The following is a 15,779-nucleotide window of genomic DNA, read 5'->3' as shown; positions in this document are numbered from 1 at the left end:
GATGCATGACCGAAATCGCCAGCCCGTACATCTCCCACCCGAGGATCACGGTGCTCGGGGTGCAGCGGGGCACACCGCCGTTCCGGATCGTGGAGATCGACGGCCAGGTGGTCGGCGAGGCGAAGGCCGTCACCGACGTCCTCCAGGCCGCCGCCGCGTACGGCATCAGAGTCCACGACCTCGACGACCCGGACGTGGTCCGCTGGGTGGGCGGGGACAAGTTCACCTGGACCGTGCGCTGACCGGGCCGGCCCGGACGCGACGGAGTGCGGGGAATCATGCCGGGGAGGACATGCGCGCGTGGCGCGAGGCGTGTCATCGGCGGGGTGTGCTGTCCCGCAGGACGACGCTCGTGGCGACTGGAACCCGTATGAACCCCGCAAGACGGTGACCGGAGTGCCGGCCGGGTGCCCGGCACTCCGGCATCATCCCTCACGGCCGGGTTCGGTGCCTTACCTGAGGGTCCACCGCTGGTTGGACCCGTTGTTGCAGTTCCACAGGACCACCTGCGTGCCGTTGCCGGTGCCGGCGTTGTACGCGTCCAGGCACAGGCCCGAGCGGGCGCTGGTGATCGTGCCGCCCGCGTTGACGTTCCACCGTTGGTTCTGTCCGCCGTGGCAGTCCCAGATGACGACCCGCGTGCCGGGGGACGTTCCCGAGGCCTCGGCGTCCAGGCACTTGGTGCCGTACACGCGCAGTTCCCCGGCTTCGGTGCGTGTCCACTTCTGACCGGCCCGGTCCGCGCAGTCCCACAGCTGGACCTGGGTGCCGTTGGTCTGGGACGAGTTCGCCACGTCCAGGCAGCGGCCGGAGGCGGCGCCGACGACCTGCCCGCCGCCGGCCGGCGGCGGGGTCGTGCCGCCCGGCGGCACGTACGGGCACTTGGTCTTCGCCCGGGAGACGCTGCTGGAGTCCGCCAGCGACGGGCACAGGAACTGCGTGTAGCGGGTGTCGTTGTCGAGGAAGATCTTGAGCCACGGGATCATGCGGCGCGTCACGTGGGAGTTCCCCCACGTGGGGAAGCCGTGGCCGCCGCTGCTGAGCTCGATGAAGGCGCTCTGCGTGCCGGCCGGTATGCCGCCGTAGAGACCGTCGAGGTAGGACGGGGTGACCGTGCCGTCGTCCCGTGCGCCCATGATCATCGTGGGGACCCGCAGCGTGGACAGGTTCTGCGAGGGGGAGAAGGGCGCGAGGGGAACGGCGGCCTTCAACGACGGCCGGCGTACGGCCGCGTTGATGGCGCCGCCCCCGCCCATGGAGTGCCCGATCACGCCCAGCCGGTCGGGATCGACGCGGTCGCGCACCGGGCTCTTCTGGGTGAGGTAGTCCAGCGCGGCGAGCAGCTGGGTCCCGCGGGCGGTGTCGTAGTCGTTGGGGCTGTTGGTGTCGATACCGATGACGACGAACCCGAAGGAGGCGAGCCAGGGTCCCATCCAGGCGCCCTCGGCGGACCATCGGGCGGTGTAGCCGGGCACGGCCGCGACGGCGGCCCAGGTGCCCTGGCTGGTGTCGGTCGGGTAGTAGATCTTCCCGCCGTTGAAGCCGTTGCCGGGCGGCACGGTCAGCTCCGCGGTGGCGAACGTGCCGCGCTGGGCGGCGACGCTGCCGACCGTGGGGGCGGGGCCTCGCTCGTACGGGTTGTCCTGGGCCGGCGCCGGCCGAGCCGACGCCGGCTGCAGGGAGAGCAGAGCGGCCAGCAGGCCGGTCACGGCCGCGACCACGGCCGTCCTCAGCCTGAGGAGCCTGCCTCCCGGACGAGGCCTCGCCCGGTCGGTCCAGGTGCCCCCGGGCACCTGGACGTCGGTGACGTGTGTTCGCATGGTCCAGCTTCCTTCCGTGACGAGGTGCGACTGTGGTGCGCAGGCGCGGGTGGAGCCGGTGTGTGGGAACGTTCCCAGGGGCTGTCGGCGGGGGAGGCCCTGGTCAGCCCGCGAGGGTGGGGGAGTGCCGTCACCGCCTGGAGTAGATCGCGGCCTCCTTGGCTGTGGCGGCGATGCCGTTCGCGCCGTTGAAGATGCGCTGTCCCCAGGAGGTGAGGCCAGTTGGGCGCGTCCACCATGAGCGTGTGGTGGAACCCGGCGCCCCGGAGCTTCTGGATGGCCGCCTTGGTGTCGGCCGTCCACCTCGCGTGGTTGCTGTTGCCGTACGGCTCGTTGCCGATGTTGACGATGACGTGGTTCTCCTGGCCGGTCAGGGCACTCTTCACGCTGATCCAGTAGTCGGCGGCACGGGAGAGGGTGATGGCGCCGCCCTGGTCGCCGTAGCCCGTGGTGTCGTGGGCCTCCAGGACGCAGATGAGCCGGTTCTGCTTGCACTGGGCCACGACGTTCGCCACGTCGGCGGTGTCGTTGCGGGTCCAGCGGTCACCGGTGGCGAGGACCACGCGGACGGTGTTGGCGCTCTTGGCCTTGATGTGGGCCAGGGAGCTGATCCGGTTGCGGTACCAGGTGTGGGCGTGGTTGACGCCCCGCATGACGAAGTCGTTCCCGGACGCCTCCAGCAGCCGGCCGTTGTGGACGCGGAAGCCGGTGGGCGCGGCCTGGGCCGAGGTGCCGAAGGCCAGCAGGGGCGCGAGGAGAGCCAGGAGGGCGGCCACGACGGCGGCCACTCGTGGGGCGGTGCGGGCGGGGAATGTCACGGCGGCTCCAAAGAGGGGGAGTGGTGGTGGGGCAGGGAGTCGCGGGTCGTGGTGCGGCTGACGGCGGTCGAGGGGTGCCGGCCGTGGGGGCTGCCGGTTCCGACCTGGGTGGCGCGTGTGCCGTCGGCCGGTACGGCGGTCCGGCCCGAGACGGGCTGGCGGAGGCGTGGGTCACCGGCACCTCGCCTGGTGAGCGCCCTGCCAGGAGGAGGCGGCCCGGAACGCCGCCGTTCAGGCGGGCTTGTCGAGCAGGGAGGTCAGGGCCGGGTACCAGCGGGCGGCGATCTTCCGGTTGCCGGAGTCGGAAGGGTGCACCCCGTCGTAGGTGTCGGTCGCGGTGGCGAAGCCCGTCCACTGGTCGACGACCGTCACGGGCGAACGGCTGGTGCTCGCCGCCCGGGCCCAGGCGGGGATGCGCGAGTTGAGGTCGACGACACGCTGGGCGCAACCGGCGCAGCCGCTGGGATTCATGGGGATGAGCTGCGCCACCAGCACCTTCGTGTCCGGGTTCGACGCCCGCATCTGGCCGACCAGCTTGGTGTAGGCGGCGAGAATGCGGGCGGGCGCGATGCCGCTCCACACGTCGTTGGTGCCGAAGTGCATGACAACGATGTCGGGGCGCGTCGCCGAGAGGCGGGCGGGAAGCAGGTTCCGGTCCGCCACGGTGGTCACCAGCTCACCGCCGTGGCCTTCGTTGTCACCGTCGAACGCCTGGCCGCAGCCCTGCTGCCTGAGGGTGCCGACGAAGTCGATGTCCGTGTGTCCGCTGCTCCGCAGACGGTTCCACAGCAGTTCCCGCCAGCATCCGGGCGATCCGGTGATCGAATCGCCCAGCGGCATGATGCGTACGGGGGCCGCGGCAGACGTGGCAGTGGCCGGCGCCGCGAGCGCCATGCTGAGGGAGAGCAGCAGTGCGGTCAGCAGGATCCGTAAGGGGGGTAAGTGTCTGGTGCTGCGCATGGTGGTTCCTTCCCTGGGTGAGGTGGGAACGCTCCCAGAGCATCAAGCCACTGTTGTCATTGACGCGTCAAGAGTCGCGTCGATGACCGTTGTCCTGCGGCCCCTTCACCGTATGTCGAGGTCCGTGGCGAGCAGGGCCGCCAACTGGTCGAGCGCGGGTCCGGCCGCCTCGTCGTCGGAGGTGAGAACGACCTCCTCGCCTTCCTTGAGGCCCAGACTCAGCAGCATGAGCGTGCTGCTCACCGGGACCGGGTCGCCGCCTGTCCTGCGCAGGGTGATGCGGTGGCTCATCTGCGCTGCCGCGCGGGCGAAGGCGGCAGCAGGTCGGGCGTGCAGCCCCTGTGGGCAGCGGACGGTCGCGTAGCGCTCCGGCATTTTTCCACTCCTTGGATTCTGTCTGCGGGTGCCGTTCCCTTCACGGCACGCGGAAAGTGAGATGCGGCAACACCGGGCCGCCGGACGGATATCGGAGATACGACACCCGACGACGATCTCGGCGCCGGACCGGATGCTCCCGAAATCCGACAGGCTGTCAGGGCCGAGGAAAGTCAGGGACATCGGGATATCAGGCGTACGCGCACAAAAAAAGACCCGGGAACAGCCGCCTCACGACAGCTCGTCCCAGGTCTTGCCCGGCTGACGCCGGTCACAATCCGTGCCGCGTACCGTAGCCGCGCCTTGGTCGCGGCGTCAATGAGACCACCGCCACACCGCAGGGATCACCCTGAGGGAAAATGTGGCGCCCGGCCTCTGGACACCGAATGGGAACCGTGTCTACTGTCTCGCCGCAAGGCATCCACGGGTGTCTTACCAAGGCTGGGATTGTTACTGGACCGCAGGCAAAACCCAAGCCGGGACCCTTCACTTTCCAAGTGGCGTGCAGGGTCACGGCTTGGGTTTTTTTGTTGCCGCCCATCGGCACGCGGTTCCGGGGCAGCGGGGCTCGAGGAGGAGCCGTGACAACCACAAGCAAGTACGCATCGATCGCCGAAGAGGTCCTGCGGGGCGTCGGCGGCAAGGACAACGTCAGATCCCTGACCCACTGCGCGACCCGACTGCGTTTCGTGCTCGTCGACCCGTCCAGGGCCGACAAGGCCACCGTGGAGTCCACGAGCGGTGTCATCACGGTCGTGGAGGCGGGCGGCCAGTTCCAGGTCGTCATCGGCAACACCGTCGGCCACGTCTACGAGGCGGTCGTCGCCCAGGGCGTGGACGGGGCCGGCGGTGGCTCTTCCGGTGGTCCGCTCTCCCGCGTGATCGACCTCGTCACCAGCATCTTCACCCCGTTCCTGTGGACCCTGGCGGCCGCGGGGCTGCTCAAGGCACTCCTCGCGGTCGCGGTGAAGATCAGCCCGGGCTTCGGCACCACGTCGACGTACGCCATCTGGTTCGCCGCGGCCGACGCGGTGTTCCAGTTCCTGCCGATCCTGCTGGCCGTCACTGCCGCCAAGCGCTTCAAGGCGAACCAGTTCACGGCGATCGTCGTCGCCTGTGCCCTCGTCTACTCCGCCACGATCGCCGTCATGCCCGGTGCGCACGGCGCGAACCTGACGCTGCAGGCGTTCGCCCAGCAAGGGGGCAAGCTGACCTTCCTCGGCATCCCGGTCGTCATGGCCACCTACCTGTCCGCCGTCATCCCGGTCGTCCTGGCCGTGTACGTCCAGTCACACGTGGAGCGACAGGTGGAGCGCGTGCTGCCCGCGACGGTGCGCAACGTCGGAACGCCGCTGTTCACGCTCGCGCTCGTCGTGCCCGTCTGCTTCCTCGCCATCGGGCCCGTCTCGACCTGGGCCGGTGACACGCTCGCGTCCGGTGTCGGCGACCTGTGGGGGCTGTCCCCCTGGGCGGCCGGCACGGTGCTCGGCGGCCTGTGGCAGGTCCTCGTCGTATTCGGCCTCCACTGGGCCTTCATCCCGATCGCTTTCCAGCAACTGGCGACCACGGGCCACACGGACCTGGCGGGGGCGCTGTTCGCCCCGGTGCTCGCCCAGGCCGCGGCCACGTTCGCGGTGTTCCTCCGGACGCGCGACCGTGACCTGAAGGCGGTGGCCGGACCGGCCGCCGTGTCCGGCTTCCTCGCCGGGGTCACCGAGCCGGCGATCTACGGTGTCACGCTCCGGCTCAAGCGCCCGTTCGTCTTCGCCTGCGTGGGCGGCGCGGTCGGCGGTGGCATCGCGGCGGCGGGGGGTTCGGCGGCGACGAGCTTCGTCCTGCCCGGCGCGATCACCCTGACCTCCACCCTGAACGCGGGCAGCTTCGCCCTCCAGCTGACCGGCTGTGCCGCCGGCATGGTCATCGCCTTCGCGCTGACCCTCCTCATCGGATTCAAGGACCTGCCCGCGGCGGGTGGGACAGCCGCCGGCACCGCGGACGAGACCTCCGACCGCAAGGGGTCCGACGCCGGGACGGTGACCCTCGCGGCACCGGTCGCGGGGAAGGTCGTCGCGCTCGCCGAGGTCCCCGACCAGGTGTTCGCCTCCGGCGCCATGGGCTCCGGCCTGGCGGTCGTCCCCAGCGAGGGCAAGGTGTACGCGCCGCTGACCGGCACCCTGGTGAGCGTCATGCCGCACGCCTTCGGCATCCGCAGCGACTCGGGCGTCGAGGTGCTCGTGCACATCGGCCTGAACACCGTCGAGCTGAAGGGCCGGGGCTTCGCCCCCGCCGTCACCCAGGGACAGCGGGTGCACGCCGGCGATCTGCTGACCGAGGTCGACCTCCAGGTGCTCACGGACGCGGGCTACGACCCGATCACCGTACTGATCGTGACCGACCAGGGCGGACACACCACCGTCGTGCCCGCGATCACCGGTGACGTGCAGGCCCGCAACGCCGCACTCGACCTCGTCGGCTGAGGAGACCCGCGTGACCGACCCCACCGCGCCCCGCCCCTTCCCGGACGGTTTCCTCTGGGGCGGCGCGACGGCCGCCAACCAGATCGAGGGCGCCCACGACCAGGGCGGCAAGGGCGTCTCCATCCAGGACGTCCTGCCCCGCGGCCTCGCGGGCCCGCGCACCGCACACCCCACGCCCGGCAACCTCAAACTGGAGGGCATCGACTTCTACCACCGCTACGCCGAGGACATCGCCCTCTTCGCCGAGATGGGCTTCACCGTCTTCCGTTTCTCCATCGCGTGGAGCCGGATCTTCCCGCACGGCGACGACGAGCTGCCCAACGAGGAAGGCCTGGCCTTCTACGACCGTGTCCTCGACGAACTGGAGAAGCACGGGATCGAACCGCTGGTCACCATCTCCCACTACGAGACGCCGCTGGCGCTCGCGGAGAAGTACAACGGCTGGGCGAGCCGCGAGATGATCGGCTGCTACGAGCGCTACGTCCGCGTCCTGTTCGACCGCTACGGCCGGCGCGTCAAGTACTGGCTGACCTTCAACGAGATCAACTCCGTGCTCCACGCGCCCTTCATGAGCGGCGCCATCACCACGCCCAAGGAGGACCTCCCCCTCCAGACCCTCTTCCAGGCCGTCCACCACGAACTGGTGGCCAGCGCCCTGGCCACCAAGATCGCCCACGAGACCGTGCCGGACGCGCGGGTGGGCTGCATGGTGCTCGCCCTGCCCGTCTACCCGCTCACCCCCGACCCTGCCGACGTCCTCGCCGCGCTCCACGCCGACCACGCCAACCTCATGTTCGGCGACGTGCACGTACGCGGCGCGTACCCCGGCTACGCGCTGCGGTACATGCGGGAGAACGGCGTCGAGCTCGACATCACCGACGAGGACCGCGAGCTGCTCACGCACACCGTGGACTTCGTGTCGTTCAGCTACTACATGAGCGTCTGCGAGACCGCCGATCCCGAGCGGCGCCAGGCGGGTGAGGGCAACATCATGGGCGGTGTCCCGAACCCGACGCTCCGGGCCAGCGCGTGGGGATGGCAGATCGACCCGACCGGTCTGCGCATCGTCCTGAACCAGTTCTGGGACCGGTGGCAGAAGCCGCTGTTCATCGTCGAGAACGGTCTCGGCGCACGGGACGAACTGATCCATGTGGACGGCCGGCCCACGGTGAACGACTACTACCGCATCGCCTACCTGAACGACCACCTGGTCCAGGTCGCGGAGGCGATCGCCGACGGTGTCTACGTCCTCGGCTACACCGCCTGGGGTTGCATCGACCTCGTCAGCGCGAGCACCGCGCAGATGAGCAAGCGCTACGGGTTCGTCTACGTCGACCGCGACGACGACGGCAACGGCAGCCTCGCCCGTCACCGCAAGCAGTCCTTCGGCTGGTACGCCGACGTCATTCGCAGCCAGGGCGCCGTCCTGCTGCGCCGCGGCGGGAGACCGTAGCACCCGCGACCCGACCCGGCCGCGCCCCGGGGGCCAGGTACCCTGCCCCGGGGGCCAGGTCAGTGAGGACTCCGTAACCATGCTCGTCAAGAAGATCTTCAACAACAACGTCGTGCTCGGGACCGACGAGCACGGCGGTGAAACCGTGTTCCTGGGGCGGGGGCTCGGTTTCCAGGTCAAGCCCGGGGACGTCGTGGACGCCGGCCGCATCGAGCGCCGGTTCGTGGCGCAGGCGATGCCCGCCGAGCGCCTCGCCGCCCTGGCCGCCGAGATCCCGCTCGATGTGATCGAGGTCATGGAAGAGGTCGTCGCCGCCGCCCGGGTGCGGCTCGGCGAGAAGATCAGCGAGCACATCCTGCTTCCCCTGGCCGACCACGTCCACATGGCGCTCGCCCGCGCCCGCACCGGAGCCGTGATCGAGTACCCGCTCAAGTGGGAGATCGAGAACCTGTATCCGGGGGAGACGGAGATGGGCACAGCGGCCCTGGAGATCATCGAGAGGCGGCTGGGAGTACGGCTGGACGAGACCGAGGCGCTGCCGCTGGCCCTCCACTTCGTCAACGCGCAGATCGGCTCCGGCGACATCGCGGCGACCGTGCAGATGACGCAGTGGCTGCGGACCGCGCTCGAGACGATCGGCGAGGACCTGGGAGTGGGGATCGACCAGCGCTCGCTGGATGCGGCGCGGTTCCTGACGCATCTGCGCTACCTCTTCCTGCGCGCCCGGGACGGCAAGCAGGCTCCCGACGTGGGCGACCAGATCGGCGAGGCCGTCAGGAACACCAGGCCGCTGGAGTACGCCTGCGCGGAACGGCTGGCCCGCCGGATGGAGGAACTGTTCGACTGGCAGGTCGGCCGGGAGGAGATCCTCTACCTTGCGCTGCACGTCTGCCGCCTCACGGCACAGGGCGACCCGACGGAGGGCGACCGTGTCGGTGCCTAGCGGCGCCCATGCCGCGGACGTGATCCTGCGAGGCGTGGGCGGCCGGGAGAACGTCACCCGGCTGACGCACTGCTTCGTCCGTCTGCGGTTCCGGCTGCGCGACCCGGCAGCCGCGGACCTCGACGCGCTGCGCGCTCATCCCCTCGTGGCGTTCATCACCTGGCAGGCGGACGAGCTGCACGTCGCGCCCCGGCGTGACCTCTTCCGGCTGTTCGCGGCTCTGCGGGACGCACTCGGCGACACCGCCCTTTCCTGACAGCCCCCCCTTCCTCGTGACCCCGCGACGACGCTTGCGGCCTCGGGAGCCGTGATGACTGGTTCGTGTCGGTTCGCGTGGCCGGCCGAGCCCGTCGGCCCAGGGCATTGCTGGTCAGCCTGTGGTGCCTTCGGGGGAAGTGACGCCCTTCCTGCGTGCGGTGCGCGGCGCCCGCCTGTGGACCGCCTTGCTCAGCCGCCGTCCCAGCAGCAGGTAACCCACCAGCGCCCCGGCGGTGTTGAGGATGACGTCGTCGATGTCGAAGGCGCGTCCGGTGATGAGGGAACCCTGCGCGAACTCCACCATCAGCATCACCACCGCGGTCAGCAGCAGCACCCGCAGGAACCCGCGCATGCGCGGCGCGAGCACCGGCACCAGCACGCCGAACGGGACGCCGAGGAGCAGGTTGCCGCCGACCTGCCGGACGGCGTCCCGCATCTGTGGCTGGTCCAGATACGCCCGCAAGGAGCGGCCCGGATGCAGGTTGGTGTGGGTCAGGGCCTCCGAGGCGGGGGAGGGCTGCAGGGTCAGCCGCGCGAGCACCACCGCGAACACGACCATGAACGCGAACGCGCACAGCATCGCCAGCAGCCGGACCGGGAGGGGCAGTGGGCGCCGCTCGCGCCCTGAGGTGGTGGTGTCACCGGAACGTGCGGCCGTCCGGGCCATTTAGTCCTCCCGTCTTCAACTTCCCTGGGTGGTAAGCCGGTTACCCCTCAGCCGCCCGGTGATGCCGCCGTGTCAGTTCCCGTATGTCACTTTCACCTCCTCGAAGCCGAGGGAGCGCAGCAGGCCTTCGAGCATCTCGGTGGTGTTCTTCTCGGCACGCGCGGTCAGCCCGCTCTGCTCGGCTGCCTCACCGATGTGCCGCACGGCGAGCTTCTGCACGGCCTGTTCGCTGTTGGGGTTGCCCGAGAACAGGTCGCCGATACGGTCCAGCAGGCCGCGCTGCTTGGAGACGGCGTAGGAACGCTCGGGGTCCAGGGCCGGCTTGCCGAGCTGCGCGTGCGGCAGGCGGAGAGTGGCCGAGGTGCGGTCGTCGTCGACCCGGACGTCGTCCTCGCCCACCTTGCCGAGGTCGACGTAGGCGTCCACGGTGCCCGCGCCGACGTACAGGGTCCGGGTGCCGCGGATCGCGTCGGGCAGGAACTTGGTGTCCTTCTCCAGGTCCACGACGATCTGGAAGTTGCCGGAGGCGGCGTCGTAACGGCTCATGTCCTGAATGGACTCCAGCAGTGCGGGTCCCGAGCGATCCTGCGTCTCGGTGCCGAACAGATCCTTCAGCCCGGGGAGCACGCTCAGCCTGATCCCCGCGAAGAACACGACGAGCACCAGCACGACCGCGCCCACCGCCTTCGCCCAGCCGGGCACCCGCCGCCTGGGAGTGACCTTGTCGGAACCGGGGGTGCGCTTGACGGAAGTCGTCATGGCGTCGGTCCTCCTTCCTCCTGTCCGGATGCCCCCGACAGCCCCGGGCAGACCGCCCTGCCGGCGACGGGACGACGCGGCGGAAGCACGGGGGCGCACGGCACCGCCCTGCGGGGGCCCGGCCGGCGGCGGCCGGTCACCCGGAAGGACCGGCCAGGAGGTGGTTTCCCGCCGGCGCCGAGCGAAACGGCCGGAGTCAGACCGGCCCCGAGGCGGCCTCCGGCAGGGCCAGGGCCGCCTCCAGCGTCGGCTGCGGGGGCAGCACCCGGGCCAGGCCGGTTATCCGCAGGACCCGCAGGGTCAACGGGTGGGTGCACACGAGCACCACCCGGCCGTGCCGGTCGAGCACCCGGCTGCGGACCCGGGAGAGCAGGCGCAGGCCGGAGCAGTCGAAGAACTCGACCTGCCGGAGGTCGATCACGACCCGGGCCTCGGGGCGTTCCGTCGCCCGGTCCAGGTGCGGGGTGATCTCGTCGGCGGCGGCGATGTCGATCTCGCCGTGGAACTCCAGCACCGTGTGCCCCCGGTCCTGGCGGATGCGCAGATGCCGGGAGAGCGGTGCAGGTTCCTGCCGCACGACGACATCGCCTCCAGCCTCGTGTGTGCGTGGGGAAGGGGCATCCCGAAGCCGGTCCCCGTTCCGCAAGTTACCCCCGGCAGACTGCATTTGAGCATGTTCGATTGACATATGTCTGCGCAGCGCGGCCGAGTTCCGGCCAGGTTCGCGCGGGGGCGCCGGTCACGACAGGGCGTGCCAGGCCTTGGTGAGGGCCTGGCGGAACTGCTCGGTCTGGTGGGCCGTCAGATCCCCCACCATCCGCTCCTCCAGCTCCCGGACCGGCCCGGCATACCGGGCGAGCAGCTCGCGGCCGGCGTCCGTCAGCAGGATCAGCAGTTCACGGCGGTTGCGCGGATTGCGTTCGCGGCGCACCAGCCCCCGGCCCTCCAGGGAACGGACCAGGTCGGCGATGGACTGGGCGGTGACGAAGGAGTCCCTGGCCAGCTGGGCCGCCGACAGTCCGTCGTGTCGCTCCAGGACGGTGAGCGCGGTGTACTGGAGAGCGGTGATTCCGGACGGTCTGACCAGCTCGTCCAGGTGTGAGCGCACGACGAGCTCCACCTGCTTGACCATGTACAGCAGGGACGGGTGTGCCTTGGCCGCCTGGGAGTCCAGCATGAGTTCACCCTAGAGCATTGACAGGAAACCTGTCTGTAAAGAGACTGCGGACAAACAGGAAACCTGTTGGTTGAAATCTTGGCGACGACGCTGAGGAGTGGCGATGACCACCTTCGAGAGGGAACCCGGACAGCTGTTCATCGGGGGGCAGTGGCGCGAGGCCGCCGACGGCGCGCGCGCCGAGGTGGTCGACCCCTCCCGGGGCGCGGTCGTCACCACCGTCGCCGAGGCCGGCCCCGCCGACGTCGACGCGGCCGTACGGGCCGCCCGCGAGGCCTTCGACGACGGCGGCTGGTCCGGGCTGAGCGGCCGCGAGCGCGGCCGGGTGCTGCACCGGGTCGCCCAGCTGATCCGCGAGAACGCCGACGAGATCGCCGAACTGGAGAGCCTCGACGTCGGCAAACCGATCACCCTGTGCGGCGCCGTCGACGTCACCAACGCGGCCAACGACTACGAGTACTACGCCGCCCTCGCCTTCTCCCTGGACGGCGCCACCCGCGACACCCCCATGAACGCCCTCGCCTACACCAGGCGCGAGCCGCTCGGCGTGGTCGCCGCGATCACTCCGTTCAACTTCCCGCTGATCCTGGCCGGATCGAAGATCGGTCCCGCGCTCGCGGCGGGGAACACCGTCGTCCACAAGCCCGCCGACGAGACCCCGCTCAGCGCCCTGTACATGGCCCGGCTGCTGACGCAGGCGGGCGTACCGGACGGCGTGGTCAACGTCGTCACCGGCACGGGACCGGTCGCCGGTGACGCGCTGCTGCGGCACCGGGGCGTGGACAAGGTCGCCTTCACCGGCTCCAGCGCGATCGGCCGGCACGTGGCGAGCGTGGCGGGGGAGGGGCTCAAGCCCGTCACCATGGAGCTCGGCGGCAACGCGGCCCACATCGTCTTCGAGGACGCCGACCTGGAGAAGGCGGTGGGCGCCGTCATCAAGGGCTTCGTCTTCAACACCGGCCAGTTCTGCATGGGCGGACCGCGCCTGCTGGTCGCCCGCTCGGTGTACCCGACCCTGCTCGGCATCCTCGCCGAGGCCGTGCCCGGCGTACCGGTCGGCGACCCGCGTGACCCGAACACCGTGGTCGGGCCGATGGCGGCGGAGAAGCACCTGAAGAAGGTCGAGGAGTACGTCGCCCTCGCCCGCGCGGAGGGCGCCCGCATCGTCTGCGGCGGTGAGCGGCTCGACCTGAACGGCGGCTACTACTACCAGCCCACCGTCATCGCCGACCTGCCCAACGACTCCCGCGTCGTCCAGGACGAGATCTTCGGGCCGGTCCTGACCGTGCAGCCCTTCGACACCGAGGACGAGGCCGTCGCACTCGCCAACTCCACGCCCTACGGCCTGGCTTCGGGCGTCCAGACGTCCAACCTGACCCGTGCGCACCGGATCGCCGCCCGGCTCCAGGCCGGCATCGTCTGGGTCAACGACTGGGCGATGCTCGACCCCGCCGTGCCCTTCGGCGGCGTCAAGGACTCCGGCTACGGCCGCGAGTACGGGCCCGAGGCCCTCGCCGCGTACACCAAGGTCAAGTCCGTCGTCGTCTCGCTCGACTGAGACCCCCGAGGAGCTCTCCCGATGCCCACCACCACCCGTGCCGCCGTCGTCGAGTCCGGCGGCGCGCCCTTCACGCTCTCCGACGTCGTCCTCGACGAGCCCGGCCCGCACGAGGCGCTGGTCCGGATGGTCGCCACCGGGCTGTGCCACACCGACCTGGGGGTGGCGAGCGGCGGACTGCCGTTTCCGCTGCCCGGGGTCCTCGGCCATGAGGGCGCGGGCGTCGTCGAGGCCGTCGGCTCCGCCGTCACCGGTGTGGCGCCCGGCGACCACGTCCTGCTGTCCTTCACCTCCTGCGGCGGCTGCCGCAACTGCCGCGGCGGGCATCCGGCGTACTGCGCGACCTGGCTGCCGCTGAACCTCATCGGGGGGCGCCGCGCCGACGGCACGAGCCCCATCAGCCGGGACGGCGAGCCGCTGGGCGGCCACTTCTTCGGCCAGTCGTCCTTCGCCGAACGGGCCATCGCCGACGAGCGCAGCCTGGTCAAGGTGGACCCGGACGTGCCGCTGGAGTCCATCGCCCCGCTGGGGTGCGGCGTCCAGACCGGGGTCGGCGCCGTGTGGAACGTGCTGAAGCCGGTCACCGGCAGCACGGTCGTCGTGCTCGGTGCGGGCGCGGTGGGCCTGTCGGCCGTGATGGCGGCGGCCCTCACCCCCGCCACGACGATCGTGGCCGTCGACCGAGTCGCCGAACGCCTCGCTCTGGCACGTGACGTGGGTGCCACCCACACCGTCGACACCAGCGCGACCGACCTGGCGCAGGCACTGGCCGCCATCACCGGCGGTCAGGGAGCCGACGGCGTGGTGGAGACCACGGGCAACGTCGGCGTCCTGCGCCAGGGCGTCGACGCGCTCGCCGCCCGCGGCACCCTGGTCGTCGTCGGCGCCCCGCCCTTCGGTACCGAAGTCTCCCTGGACGTCAACGGGTTGCTCGGCGGCAAGCGGATCGTCGGCCTCACCCTGGGCGACAGCGAGACCCAGACCATGATTCCCTCCCTGGTCCGCCTGGTGAAGGAGGGCCGCCTCCCGCTGCACCGCCTGATCAGCACGTATCCCTTCGGGGACATCGACCGGGCGGTACGCGACATGAGCACGGGCAAGACGATCAAGCCGGTGCTGACGTTCTGACTCCGTCGGTCCCTCGGCGCCGGGCGCGCCGACCAGCCCTGGCCCGGCCACCCGACCGGACGGACGGCGCCCGACCGTGGCGCCGCAGGGACCGAGCAGACCAGCTGAGCAGGCGTCCTCGGGGTGTTCATCCCGCCGGGCGGGGGCGGGCCGCCCCCCGCACCGACCCGCCTCACCGCCCGGACCGGCCCCCTCACCGCCCGGCGCGGCCGGGCTCCGCCCACGTGGGGCAGCCCGCCCTGTTGCATCGACCGGCTCAGTCGGTGATCAGGACCAGCTTTCCCGTCGTCCTGCCCGTCTCGCCCTGCGCGTGCGCCTCCGCGGCCGCGGTCAGGGGGAAAGTGCGCGCGATCTCGGGGCGCAGGCTGCCCTCCTCCACGAGGCGGGCGACGGCCTGCATGCCGGTGTGGTCGGCGTCCACGAGCATCCGTACGGCCCGGACGCCGAGCCGCTCGGCCTGGATGTAGAAGTCGTCCGGCCCGGTCGGCAGGATCGACACGACCACCCCGCCCGGGCGCAGCACGCGCAGCGAGCGCAGGGTGTGGTCGCCGCCGATCGTGTCGAGGACGACGTCGACGTCCTGCACGGCCTCGGCGAAATCCCTCTCCCGGTAGTCGAGCGGCTCGTCCACGCCGATGCCCCGCAGGAACCCGTGCTTGCCCGCGCTCGCCGTGCCGATGACGTACGCCCCGCGCGCCTTGGCGATCTGCACGGCCACATGGCCGACGCCGCCGGCCGCCGCGTGGATCAGCACCCGCTGCCCGGGCCGTACGTCCGCCCGCTCGGTCAGCGCCTGCCACGCGGTGAGGGAGACCAGCGGCAGGGCGCCCGCCTGCGGGTGGTCTATCGCCGACGGCTTGCGTACGAAGGCTCGGGCGGGGCCGGTGACGTACTCGGCGTGCGACCCGTGCCCGAACGGGTACGGCAGCATGCCGAACACCTCGTCCCCGGGCCGGAACAGCGCCACGCCGACACCCACCTCCTCCACCACCCCGGAGACGTCCCAGCCGAGCACGAACGGAGGCGTGCCGAGGAAGCCGCCGGTGGCGCGGTGCTTCCAGTCGGTCGGATTGACCCCGGCGGCGCGGACCCGCACCAGCACCTCGTTCGGCCGCGGCGCGGGCCGCGCCACCCGCACCACCTTCAGGACCTCGGGCCCGCCGAGGACGTCCTGGCTGATGGCTCGCATGGTGTGCCGCGTGCTCACCGTTCCATGCTGCCTCAGCCGGCGCCGGCCCGCCGCTCGGCAACCGGGGCGATCCGCAAAGGGACTTGTCGATCTACCGCCCCCGTCGCCGTCTCCGCCGTCGAACGTGAAAGAGCACTCATCTCCGGGAGACCGTGCAGTTGATCCTCTCGGCTTCAAACCCGATAAGGTTCCGATGA

14 protein-coding genes and 2 pseudogenes are annotated in these 15,779 nt (G+C 70.9%); 7 read left to right on the top strand and 9 right to left on the bottom strand.

Annotated elements, in window-relative coordinates; translation table 11 throughout:
* Positions 1-5: 5 nt before the first annotated feature.
* Complete coding sequence (locus AB0K80_RS20685; RefSeq protein ID WP_365671643.1) at positions 6-242, top strand: hypothetical protein; 237 nt, start codon at positions 6-8, stop codon at positions 240-242.
* 210 nt (positions 243-452) lie between these two features.
* Here the strand turns inward: AB0K80_RS20685 and AB0K80_RS20680 are convergent, their stop codons facing one another.
* The 4 genes and pseudogenes from AB0K80_RS20680 to AB0K80_RS20665 all read right to left on the bottom strand — a co-directional run bounded on the left by AB0K80_RS20680 (position 453) and on the right by AB0K80_RS20665 (position 3,973).
* Entirely contained in the window at positions 453-1,820 is a 1,368-nt protein-coding gene (locus tag AB0K80_RS20680; protein WP_365671860.1) for a ricin-type beta-trefoil lectin domain protein, read from the bottom strand.
* 117 nt (positions 1,821-1,937) lie between these two features.
* A pseudogene (locus AB0K80_RS20675) lies at positions 1,938-2,638 on the bottom strand (cellulase family glycosylhydrolase); the annotation flags it as partial.
* Between the two features lie 89 nt (positions 2,639-2,727).
* Positions 2,728-3,598 (bottom strand): annotated as a pseudogene (locus tag AB0K80_RS20670) (SGNH/GDSL hydrolase family protein); the annotation flags it as partial.
* A gap of 105 nt (positions 3,599-3,703) precedes the next feature.
* Positions 3,704-3,973, bottom strand: a complete 270-nt coding sequence (locus AB0K80_RS20665; RefSeq protein ID WP_365671640.1) for an HPr family phosphocarrier protein — start codon at positions 3,971-3,973, stop codon at positions 3,704-3,706.
* Positions 3,974-4,554: 581 nt separating this feature from the next.
* Between AB0K80_RS20665 and AB0K80_RS20660 the strand changes: the two genes are divergently transcribed.
* The 4 genes from AB0K80_RS20660 (at position 4,555) to AB0K80_RS20645 (ending at position 9,102) form a co-directional block, all read left to right on the top strand.
* Positions 4,555-6,450 (top strand): beta-glucoside-specific PTS transporter subunit IIABC, encoded by a 1,896-nt coding sequence (locus AB0K80_RS20660; protein ID WP_365671639.1) that lies wholly within the window; start codon positions 4,555-4,557, stop codon positions 6,448-6,450.
* Positions 6,451-6,460: 10 nt separating this feature from the next.
* Complete coding sequence (locus AB0K80_RS20655; protein ID WP_365671637.1) at positions 6,461-7,903, top strand: glycoside hydrolase family 1 protein; 1,443 nt, start codon at positions 6,461-6,463, stop codon at positions 7,901-7,903.
* Positions 7,904-7,982: 79 nt separating this feature from the next.
* Entirely contained in the window at positions 7,983-8,846 is an 864-nt protein-coding gene (locus AB0K80_RS20650) for a PRD domain-containing protein (protein WP_365671635.1), read from the top strand.
* Positions 8,833-9,102: a PTS transporter subunit EIIB gene (locus tag AB0K80_RS20645; RefSeq protein WP_365671633.1), complete on the top strand. Its 270-nt coding sequence runs from the start codon at positions 8,833-8,835 to the stop codon at positions 9,100-9,102. The genes AB0K80_RS20650 and AB0K80_RS20645 overlap by 14 nt, the downstream gene beginning before the upstream one ends.
* A gap of 114 nt (positions 9,103-9,216) precedes the next feature.
* Here the strand turns inward: AB0K80_RS20645 and AB0K80_RS20640 are convergent, their stop codons facing one another.
* The 4 genes from AB0K80_RS20640 to AB0K80_RS20625 all read right to left on the bottom strand — a co-directional run bounded on the left by AB0K80_RS20640 (position 9,217) and on the right by AB0K80_RS20625 (position 11,707).
* Positions 9,217-9,771 (bottom strand): VanZ family protein, encoded by a 555-nt coding sequence (locus tag AB0K80_RS20640; protein WP_365671631.1) that lies wholly within the window; start codon positions 9,769-9,771, stop codon positions 9,217-9,219.
* A gap of 72 nt (positions 9,772-9,843) precedes the next feature.
* Positions 9,844-10,530 (bottom strand): DUF4230 domain-containing protein, encoded by a 687-nt coding sequence (locus AB0K80_RS20635; RefSeq protein ID WP_365671629.1) that lies wholly within the window; start codon positions 10,528-10,530, stop codon positions 9,844-9,846.
* A gap of 196 nt (positions 10,531-10,726) precedes the next feature.
* Complete coding sequence (locus AB0K80_RS20630; protein ID WP_365671627.1) at positions 10,727-11,107, bottom strand: anti-sigma factor antagonist; 381 nt, start codon at positions 11,105-11,107, stop codon at positions 10,727-10,729.
* A gap of 162 nt (positions 11,108-11,269) precedes the next feature.
* On the bottom strand, positions 11,270-11,707 hold the full coding sequence (locus AB0K80_RS20625) for a MarR family transcriptional regulator (RefSeq protein ID WP_365671625.1): 438 nt from the start codon (positions 11,705-11,707) through the stop codon (positions 11,270-11,272).
* 103 nt (positions 11,708-11,810) lie between these two features.
* Here AB0K80_RS20625 and AB0K80_RS20620 point away from each other — a divergent pair, with 103 nt between their 5' ends.
* On the top strand, positions 11,811-13,265 hold the full coding sequence (locus AB0K80_RS20620; protein ID WP_365671623.1) for an aldehyde dehydrogenase family protein: 1,455 nt from the start codon (positions 11,811-11,813) through the stop codon (positions 13,263-13,265).
* A 21-nt stretch (positions 13,266-13,286) separates the two neighbouring features.
* The gene (locus AB0K80_RS20615) at positions 13,287-14,393 is read left to right on the top strand and encodes an NAD(P)-dependent alcohol dehydrogenase (protein WP_365671620.1); all 1,107 of its coding nucleotides are present in this window, start codon (positions 13,287-13,289) and stop codon (positions 14,391-14,393) included.
* A 256-nt stretch (positions 14,394-14,649) separates the two neighbouring features.
* Here AB0K80_RS20615 and AB0K80_RS20610 read toward each other — a convergent pair whose 3' ends face one another.
* Positions 14,650-15,600, bottom strand: a complete 951-nt coding sequence (locus tag AB0K80_RS20610) for an NADP-dependent oxidoreductase (protein ID WP_365671617.1) — start codon at positions 15,598-15,600, stop codon at positions 14,650-14,652.
* Positions 15,601-15,779 lie beyond the last annotated feature (179 nt).

Origin of the sequence: Streptomyces sp. NPDC052682 (assembly GCF_040678435.1) — a bacterium.
GTDB lineage: Bacteria > Actinomycetota > Actinomycetes > Streptomycetales > Streptomycetaceae > Streptomyces.
This window is presented reverse-complemented; position numbering and strand designations above follow the sequence as displayed.

Excerpts from the sequence above, each read along its gene's own strand:
- AB0K80_RS20685 (WP_365671643.1), top strand. The coding sequence starts at position 6 with ATGACCGAAATCGCCAGCCCGTACATCTCCCACCCGAGGATCACGGTG.
- AB0K80_RS20680 (WP_365671860.1), bottom strand. The coding sequence starts at position 1,820 with ATGCGAACACACGTCACCGACGTCCAGGTGCCCGGGGGCACCTGGACC.
- AB0K80_RS20665 (WP_365671640.1), bottom strand. The coding sequence starts at position 3,973 with ATGCCGGAGCGCTACGCGACCGTCCGCTGCCCACAGGGGCTGCACGCC.
- AB0K80_RS20650 (WP_365671635.1), top strand. The coding sequence starts at position 7,983 with ATGCTCGTCAAGAAGATCTTCAACAACAACGTCGTGCTCGGGACCGAC.
- AB0K80_RS20640 (WP_365671631.1), bottom strand. The coding sequence starts at position 9,771 with ATGGCCCGGACGGCCGCACGTTCCGGTGACACCACCACCTCAGGGCGC.
- AB0K80_RS20635 (WP_365671629.1), bottom strand. The coding sequence starts at position 10,530 with ATGACGACTTCCGTCAAGCGCACCCCCGGTTCCGACAAGGTCACTCCC.
- AB0K80_RS20625 (WP_365671625.1), bottom strand. The coding sequence starts at position 11,707 with ATGCTGGACTCCCAGGCGGCCAAGGCACACCCGTCCCTGCTGTACATG.
- AB0K80_RS20620 (WP_365671623.1), top strand. The coding sequence starts at position 11,811 with ATGACCACCTTCGAGAGGGAACCCGGACAGCTGTTCATCGGGGGGCAG.
- AB0K80_RS20615 (WP_365671620.1), top strand. The coding sequence starts at position 13,287 with ATGCCCACCACCACCCGTGCCGCCGTCGTCGAGTCCGGCGGCGCGCCC.